This window comes from Serratia sp. CY52157, assembly GCF_052168495.1.
In the GTDB taxonomy this organism is placed as follows: Bacteria; Pseudomonadota; Gammaproteobacteria; order Enterobacterales; family Enterobacteriaceae; genus Serratia; species Serratia ureilytica.
On the sequence record NZ_JBJNMO010000001.1, the window covers coordinates 150,192 to 163,391 of the forward strand.

General features: G+C 58.3%; 16 protein-coding genes and 1 tRNA gene. 6 read left to right on the forward strand and 11 right to left on the reverse strand.

Going from position 1 to position 13,200, the window contains the following annotated elements; translation table 11 throughout:
- The first annotated feature begins 68 nt into the window (after window positions 1-68).
- Both ACJ8IP_RS00665 and ACJ8IP_RS00670 read left to right on the forward strand, forming a co-directional pair.
- Window positions 69-593 carry a hypothetical protein gene (locus ACJ8IP_RS00665; protein ID WP_049866670.1) on the forward strand — a complete coding sequence of 175 codons (525 nt, stop codon included), beginning with the start codon at window positions 69-71 and terminating at the stop codon, window positions 591-593.
- A gap of 169 nt (window positions 594-762) precedes the next feature.
- On the forward strand, window positions 763-1,200 hold the full coding sequence (locus tag ACJ8IP_RS00670) for a helix-turn-helix transcriptional regulator (RefSeq protein ID WP_197751833.1): 438 nt from the start codon (window positions 763-765) through the stop codon (window positions 1,198-1,200).
- Window positions 1,201-1,273: 73 nt separating this feature from the next.
- On the opposite strand, the gene ACJ8IP_RS00675 is transcribed toward ACJ8IP_RS00670, so the two are convergent.
- From ACJ8IP_RS00675 to ACJ8IP_RS00690, 4 genes are all read right to left on the reverse strand, one after another.
- Window positions 1,274-2,074, reverse strand: a complete 801-nt coding sequence (locus ACJ8IP_RS00675; RefSeq protein WP_033650698.1) for a DNA/RNA non-specific endonuclease — start codon at window positions 2,072-2,074, stop codon at window positions 1,274-1,276.
- Window positions 2,075-2,261: 187 nt separating this feature from the next.
- Window positions 2,262-2,576 carry a hypothetical protein gene (locus ACJ8IP_RS00680; RefSeq protein ID WP_016928271.1) on the reverse strand — a complete coding sequence of 105 codons (315 nt, stop codon included), beginning with the start codon at window positions 2,574-2,576 and terminating at the stop codon, window positions 2,262-2,264.
- 236 nt (window positions 2,577-2,812) lie between these two features.
- Window positions 2,813-3,412, reverse strand: a complete 600-nt coding sequence (gene wrbA / locus ACJ8IP_RS00685; protein WP_033650699.1) for an NAD(P)H:quinone oxidoreductase — start codon at window positions 3,410-3,412, stop codon at window positions 2,813-2,815.
- 78 nt (window positions 3,413-3,490) lie between these two features.
- Entirely contained in the window at window positions 3,491-4,108 is a 618-nt protein-coding gene (locus ACJ8IP_RS00690; RefSeq protein WP_047024927.1) for a LysE family translocator, read from the reverse strand.
- A gap of 68 nt (window positions 4,109-4,176) precedes the next feature.
- Between ACJ8IP_RS00690 and ACJ8IP_RS00695 the strand changes: the two genes are divergently transcribed.
- The gene (locus ACJ8IP_RS00695) at window positions 4,177-5,100 is read left to right on the forward strand and encodes a LysR family transcriptional regulator (protein ID WP_108680410.1); all 924 of its coding nucleotides are present in this window, start codon (window positions 4,177-4,179) and stop codon (window positions 5,098-5,100) included.
- Here the strand turns inward: ACJ8IP_RS00695 and ACJ8IP_RS00700 are convergent.
- Both ACJ8IP_RS00700 and ACJ8IP_RS00705 read right to left on the reverse strand, forming a co-directional pair.
- Window positions 5,084-5,551 (reverse strand): helix-turn-helix domain-containing protein, encoded by a 468-nt coding sequence (locus ACJ8IP_RS00700; RefSeq protein WP_033650701.1) that lies wholly within the window; start codon window positions 5,549-5,551, stop codon window positions 5,084-5,086. The two genes, ACJ8IP_RS00695 and ACJ8IP_RS00700, sit on opposite strands and share 17 nt — an antisense overlap.
- 117 nt (window positions 5,552-5,668) lie before the next feature.
- Window positions 5,669-6,244, reverse strand: coding sequence for a helix-turn-helix domain-containing protein (locus tag ACJ8IP_RS00705; protein WP_047024926.1), 576 nt, complete (start codon window positions 6,242-6,244; stop codon window positions 5,669-5,671).
- Between the two features lie 67 nt (window positions 6,245-6,311).
- Here ACJ8IP_RS00705 and ACJ8IP_RS00710 point away from each other — a divergent pair, with 67 nt between their 5' ends.
- Window positions 6,312-7,235: a DMT family transporter gene (locus ACJ8IP_RS00710; protein ID WP_033642612.1), complete on the forward strand. Its 924-nt coding sequence runs from the start codon at window positions 6,312-6,314 to the stop codon at window positions 7,233-7,235.
- A gap of 50 nt (window positions 7,236-7,285) precedes the next feature.
- Here ACJ8IP_RS00710 and cycA read toward each other — a convergent pair whose 3' ends face one another.
- The gene (gene cycA, locus ACJ8IP_RS00715; RefSeq protein WP_033642613.1) at window positions 7,286-8,686 is read right to left on the reverse strand and encodes a D-serine/D-alanine/glycine transporter; all 1,401 of its coding nucleotides are present in this window, start codon (window positions 8,684-8,686) and stop codon (window positions 7,286-7,288) included.
- A gap of 350 nt (window positions 8,687-9,036) precedes the next feature.
- Here cycA and ACJ8IP_RS00720 point away from each other — a divergent pair.
- Window positions 9,037-9,112 (forward strand) — tRNA-Arg (locus tag ACJ8IP_RS00720).
- 220 nt (window positions 9,113-9,332) lie between these two features.
- On the opposite strand, the gene ACJ8IP_RS00725 is transcribed toward ACJ8IP_RS00720, so the two are convergent.
- Both ACJ8IP_RS00725 and ACJ8IP_RS00730 read right to left on the reverse strand, forming a co-directional pair.
- Window positions 9,333-9,836 carry a DedA family protein gene (locus ACJ8IP_RS00725; RefSeq protein ID WP_033642614.1) on the reverse strand — a complete coding sequence of 168 codons (504 nt, stop codon included), beginning with the start codon at window positions 9,834-9,836 and terminating at the stop codon, window positions 9,333-9,335.
- Between the two features lie 74 nt (window positions 9,837-9,910).
- Complete coding sequence (locus ACJ8IP_RS00730; RefSeq protein WP_147837865.1) at window positions 9,911-11,224, reverse strand: MFS transporter; 1,314 nt, start codon at window positions 11,222-11,224, stop codon at window positions 9,911-9,913.
- Between the two features lie 384 nt (window positions 11,225-11,608).
- Between ACJ8IP_RS00730 and ACJ8IP_RS00735 the strand changes: the two genes are divergently transcribed.
- On the forward strand, window positions 11,609-11,911 hold the full coding sequence (locus ACJ8IP_RS00735; protein ID WP_147837866.1) for a putative quinol monooxygenase: 303 nt from the start codon (window positions 11,609-11,611) through the stop codon (window positions 11,909-11,911).
- 111 nt (window positions 11,912-12,022) lie between these two features.
- Here ACJ8IP_RS00735 and ACJ8IP_RS00740 read toward each other — a convergent pair whose 3' ends face one another.
- Together ACJ8IP_RS00740 and ACJ8IP_RS00745 are read right to left on the reverse strand one after the other, a co-directional pair.
- Window positions 12,023-12,583 (reverse strand): hypothetical protein, encoded by a 561-nt coding sequence (locus tag ACJ8IP_RS00740; RefSeq protein WP_033644247.1) that lies wholly within the window; start codon window positions 12,581-12,583, stop codon window positions 12,023-12,025.
- Entirely contained in the window at window positions 12,567-13,133 is a 567-nt protein-coding gene (locus ACJ8IP_RS00745; RefSeq protein ID WP_129993334.1) for a GNAT family N-acetyltransferase, read from the reverse strand. The genes ACJ8IP_RS00740 and ACJ8IP_RS00745 overlap by 17 nt, the downstream gene beginning before the upstream one ends.
- Window positions 13,134-13,200: the final 67 nt, after the last annotated feature.

Sequence of the window (13,200 nt, forward strand, 5' to 3'; positions counted from 1 at the left end):
GTGGCGAATATTATTTGCTTGAATAATATTGGTGTTTAATCCGGATCTCTATGTTGAGGATGAATTGTATGACGGAACAAATCCAGATCGGTGTCAAAGTGGAAAAATCGCTAAAAGATGAGGTTGACGTCATTCTTCGCGGTTTGGATATTAAGCCGACGACGGCGATAAATGGGCTTTATCAATATATCTCGCAGCATGGAGAGCTCCCTTTTGTCATATCAACCAGCGTGAAAACACCGAAGGATATCGCCGGCGGGTTGTTCAAGAACCTGTTTTCCTTACAAAGCACGCTCAGCGTTTTCCTGGATAAAGTGCAAATGAAGCGGTGTGTCAGCAGGGAGGAAGTATTGATTGTGCTCGATATATTGCGCGATTTTATCGTTGGTTTTCGCCAAAGCGCGCAATATCTCGGCGCTTCGCCTTTCGGTCGGCGCGTAGTTTGGAAGGATGCCGTATGCGCCGTCGAGAGTATTCATGAAATTCTAGATAATAACGTGAAATACAGTGAAGATGGCATTATGAATTTGGATGAAAAATATCTTTCATCGCTGTCCGCATTGCTGATCTCATTATGTTCTTCACTTAAGTAAGTCGAACCAATAAATTTAATTGACATGACTGCCATGGGGGCGTTGTTAAAAACGCGCCCATGATAAATAGCAATGGGGTGATCCTGTGCGAGTGGCTATATTTTCTGATGATTACTATTTATTCTATGGCATATCGCAGATCTTAATGTCGTTGGAGGGCGTTGAAGTTATGGGTCTGCATTCATCTGCACGCCGTGGATTACATGCCATGTATTGTCATGCAGAAGTGGTCATCGTCTCTTTCTCGTCTATCTGTCGGGTTATGAATTTCTTATCGCATATTATCGACAGGCCTGACAATACGATCGTCTTAACCGGCGTGGAAACGCCGCGACTGGCGAATTTTAACTGTCTGAAAAAAAACATCGGTCTTACGACGTTCGTTGAGGCAATAAAAATGTTCACCGCGAGCTGCAAAGGGCAGAGCCTGTCGCCGCGCGAGCTTTCGGTGTTGGCCATGCTGCTGGCGGGAAAACCGAATACCGGCGTCGCTAAGGCGTTGGGCATTTCCGAGAAAACCGTCAGCCAGCATAAAATGAACGCCATGCGTAAATTGGAAATCGAACGTTTTCACCAATTTATTGTTGCGGCGGATGAGCGAGTGTAAGCGTGATGCCGTTGGCGGAGTGAGCGCCGTCTGATGCCCGAGTAAAATAAACCCGCCGAAGCGGGTTTTTCCGTCAGTTTTTGCAGCCCATCAACTCCGGCAGAACGCCGGGCTTGTTCTTCAGCGAAGCCTGTACGTCGTCAGGCAGACCAGCCCAGATGATCAGGCCGGTGCGTTTCTCGATCTCGTCCACCGTCACGCGGAATTGGCAAAAATCGGCGCCCTTCGGCGTGTTTTGATCGAACAGGAAAGCGGCATAGTGGTTCACCGCCGGGCTGTTGTTGATGAAAATCACCTTCCAGTAGGCGCTGGGGATGGTGTGCGCTTTCTGGGTGCCCGGCAGTTTGCCCATATCGCGTTCATACAGCGGCCCGGTCACGGTATAGACCGAAGAGATGTCCGCGCGATCGATAAGCTTGCGCTCCTGATCTTCCAACCGCGCCCAGGCGCCCTGGTTCAGGTCGGACTTTTGCGGCGTGATGTTGGACAGGTAGTTCAGCGATTCCCAGTCGGAAACGCCGGCCAACGAGGCCAGCGGCGCCTGATGGCCGCGATCGACCTTCAACGCCGCGTTGGCGCCGGTGTAATCGGCAGGGGCCAGGGTATCTGCCGGATTGAGCGCCGGGTCGGTTTTCCAGTTGCGCGTCTTGCCGCTGGCCGGCGTGTCTTTGGTGATGTGATAGGCCACCCAGTTGGCGAATTTGGTGGTGCTGTTATTGTTCAACGTATAAGCATGACGCACGATCGATACATTGCTGCTGCCGCCGGTCGGGCAGCCAACCGCGCAGTTGTCGATAGATTCGAGCGTCTCGGCCGACGCCTGTGCGGCGAACAGCAGGGCGGCCAGGGCCAACATCTTGTTGTTAAAGCGCATATTCATATCCTCAATAAGTTAAAAAATACTGTATATATTTACAGTAAATTAAACTTATCGCAGTGAAACGAATACAACAATGCAACACATTCATGTTGTGAATGTGTCAGTCATGGTACAGCGATACCGCACGTTAAAGTCGGTAGAAATAAAAACGGCGTCCAACAGACGCCGTTTCAAAAGGGGGTTATTCCAGCAGGTCGTTGACCGTGCGGCGAACGTAGTGCGTCATCTGCGCCAGATCGTCCGGTGATACCGGCCCGCCGCCGGCGCGCACCACCTGCTGCTCAATTTGGGCGATCTCTTGCTCGACCTTGTTGGCGATCTGCACTTTGACTATCTTGTCCACCGAAGACAGCAGCACCTTCAATACCACTTTCAACGCGATGTTTTCGCAGAACGAGTCGTAGTGATGAACCGGCGGCGGCGGGGCCGGAGCCGGCTCGGGCGCGCGCGGAGCCAGAGCTTTGAAGCTGTCTACATTTTCAATAATAAGATCCATGTCTCTTATTAGTTCATCAAAATCTTTAGACACTGACTTATTCCCTTCGCTGTGCGCAAAAAACAGAACGCCCGTCCTCGGGCTGAAAGCCGATGAGCGACGGGCAGAACGAATTCGGGCCTGGCCTTCAGACGCTGAATGGCCGGGGGAGGGGCATTCTAACCTTGCGGCGGGTCGGCAACAAGATGGGGCCGTGCGAATGCGCGGCCCTTTGAATCACGGGTGCAGGAGGGCGATTAACTTTTCAGCTTGGCGGTGATTTTCGCCACGTGCTCGCCCTGATAGCGGGCAATTGTCAGCTCTTCGTTGCTCGGCTGTCGCGAACCGTCGGCGCCGGCGATGGTGGTCGCGCCATAGGGGGTGCCCCCGCGCACCTGCGAAACGTCAAACAGCTCCGGCGTCGCATAGCCGATCGGCACGATGATGAAGCCGTGGTGCGCCAGCGTGGTCCAGGTCGAACTGATGGTTTGCTCCTGGCCGCCGCCGGTGCCGGTGGAGGAGAAGACGCTGCCCACCTTGCCGTACAGCGCGCCGGAAGCCCACAGGCCGCCGGTCTGATCGAGGAAGGTGCGCATCTGTCCGGCCATGTTGCCGAAGCGGGTCGGCGTACCGAAGATAATGCCATCATAGTCCGCCAGCTCTTGCGGGGTGGCGACCGGCGCCTGCTGGTGTTGCTTGCCCCCGGCCTTGGCGAAGGCTTCCGGCGTCATGGTTTCCGGCACGCGTTTGACCGTCACGTCCACGTTATCGACCCGATTCGCCCCTTCGGCCACCGCCTGCGCCAGGCGTTCGATGTGGCCGTACATTGAGTAATAAAGCACCAACAGTTTCGTCATGTTTCGTACTCCCGCTCAGATGATTAACAAAAACCCCTGATAAGCATAGAAGCGAATGACGAACTTGGCGTCGTGGCGTTACCTGATGCCGGCGATCGCCAACAGGGCGCCAAAGACAATCAGCAGCCCGCCAAAGGTGCGATCGATGCCGCGGCGCAAACGCAAAAAGCGCGCATTGACGCCCGGCGCGGAAAACAGCAGCGCGACGGCGGCGAACCAGAATACATGGACGGCGGCGATAAAGAGGCCATAGCCGATCTGTACGCCGAGCACGGTGTGGGGAGAGACCACCTGCATGAACAGACTGACGATAAAGATGGTGGTTTTCGGATTTAACGCGTTGGTGAGAAAGCCGGTTTTCAGGGCGGCGAGATCGCTGATGGCGGCCGGCGTCGTGGTGGGCGCGGCGTCGTGATGGGTTGCGTTGCGCAGCAGCGTAAAGCCGAGGTAGATCAGGTAGGCGGCGCCGATGCCTTTGAGCAGGTTAAACAACCAGGGCGACTGTTGGATCAACATGCCGACGCCAATCAGCGTATAGCTGACATGGATCAGTACGCCGGCGCCAATGCCGCAGGCGGTGAAGATGCCGGCGCGGCGGGAGAGCAGCAGGCTGTTGCGCGAGACCATGGCGAAATCCGGCCCGGGGCTGATTACAGCGAGTAAAGTAATGGTGACGACAGCGATGAGTTCAGTCATAGTTATCCTTGCGATGTTTATCAATAGAGTGACTGATTTATAAGAGTAATTTTTCTCGGTGACAAACGATGAATAGTGACGATATCGGTGAGAAAAACTCACGCAATAGAGCCAGGCCATTGCCGTTGGGCGGGCTGCGCTGCTTCGAGGCCGCCGCACGGCTGGAAAGTTTCACCCAGGCGGCGCAGGGGCTGAATTTGACGCATGGCGCCATCAGCCGGGCGGTGAGGGCGCTGGAAGAGGAATTGGGCGTGGCGTTGTTTGAGCGCCGCCATAGGCGAGTACTGCTCACGGCGGCGGGCCGCAAGCTGTTTCAGGCGACACAGCAGGCCTTCGGCATTCTGGACCATACCGCGCTGGAGCTGCGCCAGCAGGCGCTCAATGCGCCGCTGATCTTGTCCTGTGAACCGACCTTATTGATGCGTTGGCTGATCCCGCGTTTGCCGGCTTTTCAGCGGGCGCACCCGGACATCAACTTACAGCTGGTGGCGGGCGGCGGTCCGTTTTCGTTCCATGACGGCATCACGGCGGCGATCCGGCGCAATGACTTCGATTGGGGAAAGCAGGCGCATAGCCTGGCGCTGTTCAATGAAAAGGTCGGGCCGGTGTGCCAACCCGAGGCGCTGACGAGGCTGACGGCCTCTGTGGACGGACGGCGGCTTTTGCTGCCGGGCGCCAAACTGCTGCATGCCGCGACCCGGCCGGATGCCTGGCGGCACTGGGCGCATCAGCAGGGGGTGATATTGGCGGGGCATCCGGAACAGCGCTTTGACCATTTCTATTTCAGCCTGCAGGCCGCGGTAGCCGGCCTTGGTATCGCAATCGGCCCATGGCTGCAGGTGCGAGACGATCTGGCCGCCGGCTTGTTGAGCGCGCCGTTCGGTTTTACGCCCGACGGCAGCGGCTATTACCTGCTGTCGCCGCAGCCTATCGTGCCGGGCAGCGCGTTGGCCCGGCTGGCCGAGTGGCTAACGCTCACGGCAGGCGCCTGAGTTTTTGCGCCAGCCGCTGTTCCTGCCAGCGGCTGAAGACGTTGCGCAGCAGCAGGGTACGTACCGCCCGCATGATCAGCGCGAGGCTCATGCCGCCGATCGCCCATAGCGCCCAGAGATAGTGCGGGTGGGTAAAGACGTTGACAGCGAGCAATATCGCGCCGATGACGGCGAAACGCACCGCCATGCTCAGCAGTTTACCCTCTGCCGCAACCTGGCGACGAAGGCGCTGCGCCTCAGGCGTCTCCTCCTGCGGTGCCTGCGGCGGCGCGTTGAGATCGCTGACCTGCACGCCCAGCGCGGCGGCGATTGCGGTCAAGGTTTCCAGGCTGGCCTGTTCGCCGTTTTCAATCCGCTGTACGGTGCGGGTGCTGAGGCCGGCGATGGCCGCCAACTGCTCCTGCGACCAGCCTTTTTCCAGGCGTAATGGTCTGATGCGGTACTTTTGCATGGTGCACTCCCGAGTTCGCTGTCACTGTCATCCAGTGTAGGAGGCGCGGGGTAGCGGCGCCACGACAGCGGCACGACAGCGACACGACATCCGCCGCCGGTGCGGGCCGGCGGGCAGTCAGAAGGCGACGTTGCGGATAAAGCGCAGCGGGAGATCGCCGTGGTTGGCGTAAGCGTAGCGCTGATCGCTGTTGAAGGTTTGCGTGGCGCCGGCGCTGAGCGTCAGCGTGCCTTGTTCCAGTTCCAGCGTCAGGGTGCCGGCAATCACGTAGATCATTTCGCTCCAGCCTTCGGCGTCCGGCGCCGAGTCGTAGCGCTCGCCCGGCATCAGCGTCCATTCCCACAGCTCGGCCCGTTGGCGTGCCGGCACGCTGGCGGCAAACAGCGCCTGGCTGCCCGGCTGTGCGCCTTGCCAGGCCAATTCGCCCACCAGATGGTTGCCGCGCGCTTCCGGCGCCTGAATCAGATCGGTGAACGAAATCGCCAGGGCGGCGGCGATCTTGTCGAGCACCGCCAGACTGACGTTGCGATCGCCGGCCTCGATGCCCGCCAGCATGCGGCGGCTGACGCCGGAAAGTTCGGCCAGCGCCATCTGGCTCAGGCCCGCCTGTTGGCGGTAGCCGCGCAGATTGCTGCTCAGGTACTGCAGCACTTTGGGGGGATCGGTTTTCGCGTTATGCGCCGTATTGCTCATCGCCGGACTTTATCTCATACTGGCAGGATCTGTGCATTATATTGCACTCAGCAGGAAGGGCAAGCCGGTGTCAGCAGCAAAAAAATCCTTTATTTCCGCCGTGGTTCCGCAAATCAGGTTGCCGGAAGCGGTGTTGATTTTCATCACCATGATCTGGGGCGGCACCTTTTTGGCCGTGCATCACGCGATGCAAGTCAGCGGGCCGTTCTTTTTCGTCGGTCTGCGTTTCGCCACCGCCACGCTGGCGTTGACGCTGTTTTCGCTGCGCGTGCTGCGCGGCCTGACCCTGTATGAACTGAAGGCGGGCGTACTTATCGGGCTGGCGATCATGTTCGGCTACAGCATGCAAACCGTCGGTCTGCAGACGATTACCAGCAGCCAATCGGCGTTCATCACTGCCATGTACGTGCCGATCGTGCCGCTGTTGCAATGGCTGGTGCTGGGGCGGTTCCCCGGCATCATGTCGTGGATCGGTATTCTGCTGGCCTTTACCGGCCTGATGCTGCTGGCGGCGCCGAGCAGCACGGACATGTCGCTGAGCCTCGGCGAAATTCTGACGCTGGCCGGCACGCTGGGCATGGCGGCAGAGATCATTCTCATCGGCGCCTTTGCCGGCAAGGTGAATATCCGCCGGGTGACCATTGTGCAGCTGGCGACCGCCTCGCTGGCCTCATTTTTGATGATGGCGCCGACCGGCGAGTCGCCGCCGCCGTATTCGGATTACCTGCTGTACAGCGCCATAGGGCTGGGGCTGGCCAGCGCGTTGATTCAGCTGACCATGAACTGGGCGCAGCGCAGCGTTTCACCCACGCGCGCTACGGTGATCTACGCCGGCGAGCCGGTCTGGGCGGGCATCGTCGGGCGGCTCGCCGGTGAGCGTTTGCCGGGCGTGGCGTTGTTGGGGGGCGCGTTGATTGTGATCGGGGTGGTGGTCAGCGAGCTGCGCGTACGGCGTAAGGGGAAAGCGGCGGTGGCGACGGAAGCGGATTAGCGCAGAGGCAAAAAAGAGCAAAGGGGCGGAGATATCCGCCCCTTTTTGCATCACGCGGTTTTCTTCTTGCGCAGGAACACGTAAGACAGGCCGAGCAGGATGAACCACAGCGGGGTGACGATCAGCGCCTGGCGGGTGTCTTCGCGCAGCGACAACAGCACCAACACGAACACGAAGAACGCCATGCACACCCAGCACATCAGTTTGCCGGCCGGCATTTTGTAGATCGATTTCTGGTGCAGCGCCGGGCGCCGTTTGCGGTAGACCAGATACGAACACAGGATGATGGTCCAGACGAACATGAACAGAATCGCCGACACGGTGGTCACCAGGGTGAAGACCGTCATCACGTTCGGGATCAGGTAAATCAGCACCACGCCGCCCAGCAGGCAGATGCAGGAGAAGGTGAGGCCGTTGGCCGGCACCGCGCGCTTGGACAGGTTGGCGAACGATTTCGGCGCGTCGCCTTCCTGCGCCAGCCCGAACAGCATGCGGCTGGTGGAGAACACCCCACTGTTGGCGGAGGAGGCGGCGGAGGTCAGTACCACGAAGTTGATCACGCTGGCCGCGGCCGGCAGGCCAATCAGCACGAACAATTCAACGAACGGGCTCTTGTCCGGCACTACGGAGCTCCACGGCGTCACCGACATGATGACGATCAGGGCGAACACGTAGAACATGATGATGCGGATCGGAATCGAGTTGATGGCGCGTGGCAGTGACTTCTCCGGATCCTTGGTTTCCGCCGCGGTGGTGCCCACCAGTTCAATGCCGACGAAGGCGAATACCGCGATCTGGAAGCCGGCGAAGAAACCGCTGATGCCTTTCGGGAACATGCCGCCGTCATTCCACAGATGGGTGAACGAGGCTACGGTACCGGTCGGCGACTGGAACTGCATGGCGATCATCACCAACCCGGCGACGATCAGCCCGACGATGGCGACGATTTTGATCATCGCAAACCAAAACTCCATTTCGCCGAACATCTTCACCGTCGCCAGATTAAGGCCGAGCAGCAACAGCACGCACAGCAGCGAAGCGATCCACTGCGACAGTTCAGGGAACCAGAACTGGGCGTAGGCGGTGATCGCCACGACGTCGGCGATGCCGGTGACCACCCAGCAGAACCAGTAGGTCCAGCCGGTGAAGAAGCCGGCCCACGGGCCGAGCAGATCCGCGGCGAAATCGCTGAACGATTTGTATTCCAGGTTGGACAGCAGCAGCTCGCCCATGGCGCGCATCACGAAGAACAGCATAAAGCCGATGATCATGTACACGAAGATGATCGAAGGGCCTGCCAGGCTGATGGTTTTACCGGAGCCCATAAACAGACCGGTGCCGATGGCGCCGCCGATGGCGATCAGTTGAATATGTCGGTTAGTGAGGTTTCGCCGTAGATGATCTTCTGAGGCGGGCGTCGCGTCAGTCGCTATTTTAGAGTGATCTACCATCTGATGATGTCCTGTTTTACCTGTCATTAGTGAAGTCGTGAGCTCTGAAGTGGCTCTTTTTTATACATTTATCCGGTTGGTCCGGCTTTAGTAAGGTAGTGCAATAACGCCACCTTTGTGCAACATGTTTACAACATTTATACGCGGGATAAAAGTCGATCAATCTTTACACGAGAGGAGGCAAATCGGACGTTCAGGGAGCGGAAGATTACTCTTCAAACGGTGGGATTAACAGACCTTATGCGGCTTATCTCGTTGATTAAACAAAGGGTTGTAAAATTCGCATGAGAAAAAGTAATGGGTGTAAGCGTTTGACAGCGAGGCTGACAAGAAGGGCGCTTTATCTCGTTGGGCCGTTAGCTCAGGCGGATGAGCCGTTGACGCCTAATCAACGAGACAGAGGTTCGCCCCCTGTACGGCCCGCCAACCAAATCAGCGTGTTACGCTCAGACATTTCTTTGATCGTGCCCTCATGGCGCCGTTTTAAGCGCGTATTCTGCAAAAAAATTCGCATTTTTCGACTGATGTTCAGAAAGGTGATCTGGCGCAAACTGCGATGTTGCACCGTACTTTATACGGCAAGGGAGGCTGTGCGCTGGCGCAACGTCGGCGCAGGGATGGGGCATTTGCCCAAGAATCTTTCAGGTCAAGAAACGGGGAACACATGCGCGGCCGACATCAAGAGCAGTGCCCAAACGGCGGCTGAGAGTGCGGCGGTGGCATAGACGTGCCTCGCCGGCAGTTGCAGCATGCCGGCCATCAGCGGCACGGTGTAACGCATCACCGCCAGAAAACGCGAGGCGAACAGCAGCGGCAGCCCGCGCTTTTGCAAGGAACGTTGCGCTTTGCGCAGTGGGGCGTGAAAGCGTGCCGGCAGCCGGCGGCCAAGATCGCGACGGCAGAGCAGTGCGCCGCAGTGGAAAGACAGGATTGAGCCCAACGCCGCGCCAAGGGCGATGGCCGCCCAAACCGCGCCGATCGGCAGCGCATGTTTGCCCGCAAGGATGCCCATCAGCAGCGTCACCGAGGCAGGCGGCAGGACGGAGGACACCACGATCACGGATTTTCCCAGCGCGAACAGGAAAATCAGCAGCAGCAACATCTCCGGTTCCGGGCTGTATTTGGCGATAATGTGCGTCAATTCATCCATTTAACACCTGTGGGCGAGAGGGCTGACTGTCAGTGTCCCATCCGCAGGTTCAATAATGGCTAAATAACGCGTCGCTATCCGGTTATCTCTGCGTCTTGCTTGCGTGCCTCAGCATGCCGATGTCTGAGCGCCCCTAACAGCACGGCGCACAGCAGTGAAAAGGCGGCCAGCACCAGCGGCCCGGCATGCGGGCTGTGAAAACGCTGTTCCGCCTCAGTGCGGATCAGCGGGGCTAAAAAGCTGAATGCGGCGCCGAGCGTGGTGCAAAAACCGATGCCGGCCGCCAGCGCCGGACCGGTGAGCAACTGAGCGGGAAACGTCCAGAAAATGGGTTGTACCGCCAGAAAACTGACTGCGCAACAGCTCAGGGCGACGATAGCGAGCAACGGGCCGGCATAGGAAGAGACGACCAACCCCAGCGCTGCCGCGACCATGCAGCCAACGGCGATCGGCAATCTTCTGGCGGTTTTTCTGTCGGCATAGCGCGGCAGGAAATAGACGCCAAGCGCGGAGCATGCCCAGGGAATGGCGGCTACCAACGAGGCCTTGAAGCCGAGATGGGTGCCCATCAGCGAGGCGATCTGCGACGGCAGAAAAAACATCAGGCCGTATACGCCGATTTGCAGGGTGCCGTAGATCAACGCCAGATGCCAAACTTTGCCGCTTCTCATCGCCGCTTTAACGCTGTTGGTTTCGGTACGCTGCTGTTCAGCGGCCAGCTGTGTGACCAGCGCATTACGTTCTTCCTCGGTCAGAAAGCGGGCCTGCCCTGGGCTATCGTCGAGATAGAAAAAGGCGAAGACGCCGAGGACGACGGCCGGCAACCCTTCCAGCACGAACATCCAGAACCAGCCGGGCTTGCCCAACACGCCGTGCATCTCCAGCAATGCCCCCGACAGCGGTGAGCCGAGCGTCAGGGCCGCCGGTACGCCAAGCACGAAAATGCCAATGACCGAGGCGCGCACCTTATTGGGAAAGTAGATCGACGCCAGCAGCAGGATGCCGGGGTAAAAGCCAGCTTCGGCGATCCCCAGCAGAAAGCGCAGGACAATAAATTGCTGCTCGTTGGCCACCAGCCCGGTACAGGCCGACAATGCCCCCCACAGCGCGGTGGTGGCGCTGAGCCAGCGTTTGGCGCCCCAGCGATTCATCAACAGGTTGGCCGGAATGCCGAACAGCGCATAGGCGGCAAAGAATATCCCCGCGCCCAGCGCAAAGGCGGATTGCGACAGCGCGATATCGATGGCCATCGCGTCTTTGGCAAAGCCGACGTTGACCCTGTCGATAAACGCGATGAAGTACATGGCGAACATCAATGGCACCAGTCTGCGCCAGGTTTTGCGGATGGCGACGTTGAGCGCTGGAGCGGCATAGGTGGCGTGATTCACTGGCGGTAACCTCTCTTCTGAGAATGATAAACGTCGGTCATAAGGACCGTCCTGGCGCCGTGGCCCATCATGCGGCGATGACATGGTTTTTCTGCGTGAGCCTTAAAGGTCTAAAGGACTAATGGTCAGTCCTTTAGGGGCGAAAAAAACGCCGCGTATTGCGTCGGCATATCGGTACAGATATCACCATGGTGAATGGTGTGTTGCCTTTTTGTTAATTGAAAGTTCACACAGGGCCAGGAGGCGTTCAAGCGCTTTGATCGAGATCTGTGTGCGCTATCACCGAATTGGGAACCCGATGACAGACACTGGAGAGTGGCGCTTTCATCTCGCGAGGGAGGGCGATAAGGTGAAGCAGGGCACAACAGAACGCAGGAGCGCAACATGCTGAAGGTCATTGCTGAAGATTTCATTCACCCGGAACACATTGACACCGTTATGCCGTGGTATCGCGAGCTGGTGGAGAAAACCCGGCAGGAGCCGCTGTGCATCAGTTATGAACTGTGCATCGACCAGCAGGATCCCGGGCACTTTATTTTTATCGAAAGCTGGCCGGATCGCGCGGCTCTCGAAGTGCATTGCCAGACCGAGCATTTCACCCGGCTGGTGCCGCAGATCAATCAGTATCAGCGCAAGCCTTGCACCTTCCTGTTTATGCAGGCGTTCCCTGAACCAGGCGATAAATAGGCGAAAAAATCCCCGCAGGGGGCGGGGTCAATGGCTTCTCAATACTATCTTGTTGTGATTAAAAAATAGGCTGATAATGATTTTCATTCTCTAGGAATGCTCTTAAATTAATCAATCTGGTGAATGATTCGCCGTCTGCTTTTCGCTGGCGGTTTTAATGGCGCGCAGCATGCGGCGTCTTATCAACCCACTCACCAGGCGAATCGCATACCAGTAGGGGGTAAACCGCCGCCGGCTGGCGCTGTCGGGGCAGAAGATGCGCGTTTCCGTTACCAGGCGGCAGCGCCCGCCCTCCAGCGGGCTCGCGGCATACCCCAGCGCCAGTTTGGCGACGCCGGGCTGAGCGAAGGCCTGAAAGTCCGCCCCGTCAGCGACCTTCACCAAACCGTATTCAGCCTGCCAAAACCGGCCGATCAGGCCATAGACCAACGCGGTTTCATCCTGCTCAAGTAGGCAAAAGTTATGCAGGCCAAACGGCGGAGGACGAGGCTTATCGCGTGGCATCAGCCGCGCGGGCAATTCGCGCAGCGCTATCATGCTGCGGAAAAAACGATCGCGCTTGGGATCGTAAGCGGCCACGGCGTCCAGCACCCGCGATTGCGGCGCGGTGATGACGATCGTATGCCGCTCAGAGAACTGGTATTGCCCAAGATATTTATTCAACAGCGTCATGTTGTTCATGCTCCCGCCATTCACTTTGCAGCAGGGCGAAACCGAATTCATCACCCCATGCGCCTTTGAAAAACACGTTTTGCCGCCAACAGGCCTCACGGCGAAAGCCCAGCTTGCTGAACAACGCGGCGGCGCGAAGATTACGCGCGTCCACCACGGCGGTAATGCGGTGTTTCGCCAGCGGCCCGAACAGCAGGGCGATGACGGCGCTTAGCGCCTCGCGCGCCTGTCCTTGCCGCTGATGAACCGGATCGAAGGTCACGCCCAGTTCAGCCTGACGCCCTTCATCGAAAAAATGCACTGCGACATCGCCCAGCAACGCGCCGTCCTCGCGGCGCTCGACCGCCAGTTGAAACCAGCTGTCATCACGGTTGAACGCGAGCCGCTGTTGCTGTGCGAAAAAGGCCTGCGCCTGTGCGGCGCTGTAGTCGCTCCAGCTCTGGTAGCGCGCCACGTCAGGATGGTTGCGGTAGGCGGTAAAGTGGGGCAGATCGTCGGCGGTGAACGGGCGCAAGATCAGTCTGGGGGTCAGCAGAGGCAAGTGGCGCATTATTTTTCCTTATCAGCGCATGAGGGCTACCGGCAGTGTAGCCCAGCGCCGAGAGGCGGGCTGCGTA

What these genes read in the sequence shown, in the direction of transcription:
- cycA (WP_033642613.1), bottom strand. Translation starts at nt 8,686, where the DNA reads ATGGTAGATCACTCTAAAATAGCGACTGACGCGACGCCCGCCTCAGAA.
- wrbA (WP_033650699.1), bottom strand. Translation starts at nt 3,412, where the DNA reads ATGACGAAACTGTTGGTGCTTTATTACTCAATGTACGGCCACATCGAA.
- ACJ8IP_RS00670 (WP_197751833.1), top strand. Translation starts at nt 763, where the DNA reads ATGGGTCTGCATTCATCTGCACGCCGTGGATTACATGCCATGTATTGT.
- ACJ8IP_RS00675 (WP_033650698.1), bottom strand. Translation starts at nt 2,074, where the DNA reads ATGCGCTTTAACAACAAGATGTTGGCCCTGGCCGCCCTGCTGTTCGCC.
- ACJ8IP_RS00695 (WP_108680410.1), top strand. Translation starts at nt 4,177, where the DNA reads ATGAATAGTGACGATATCGGTGAGAAAAACTCACGCAATAGAGCCAGG.
- ACJ8IP_RS00735 (WP_147837866.1), top strand. Translation starts at nt 11,609, where the DNA reads ATGCTGAAGGTCATTGCTGAAGATTTCATTCACCCGGAACACATTGAC.
- ACJ8IP_RS00745 (WP_129993334.1), bottom strand. Translation starts at nt 13,133, where the DNA reads ATGCGCCACTTGCCTCTGCTGACCCCCAGACTGATCTTGCGCCCGTTC.
- ACJ8IP_RS00700 (WP_033650701.1), bottom strand. Translation starts at nt 5,551, where the DNA reads ATGCAAAAGTACCGCATCAGACCATTACGCCTGGAAAAAGGCTGGTCG.
- ACJ8IP_RS00725 (WP_033642614.1), bottom strand. Translation starts at nt 9,836, where the DNA reads ATGGATGAATTGACGCACATTATCGCCAAATACAGCCCGGAACCGGAG.
- ACJ8IP_RS00680 (WP_016928271.1), bottom strand. Translation starts at nt 2,576, where the DNA reads ATGGATCTTATTATTGAAAATGTAGACAGCTTCAAAGCTCTGGCTCCG.
- ACJ8IP_RS00665 (WP_049866670.1), top strand. Translation starts at nt 69, where the DNA reads ATGACGGAACAAATCCAGATCGGTGTCAAAGTGGAAAAATCGCTAAAA.
- ACJ8IP_RS00740 (WP_033644247.1), bottom strand. Translation starts at nt 12,583, where the DNA reads ATGACGCTGTTGAATAAATATCTTGGGCAATACCAGTTCTCTGAGCGG.
- ACJ8IP_RS00705 (WP_047024926.1), bottom strand. Translation starts at nt 6,244, where the DNA reads ATGAGCAATACGGCGCATAACGCGAAAACCGATCCCCCCAAAGTGCTG.
- ACJ8IP_RS00690 (WP_047024927.1), bottom strand. Translation starts at nt 4,108, where the DNA reads ATGACTGAACTCATCGCTGTCGTCACCATTACTTTACTCGCTGTAATC.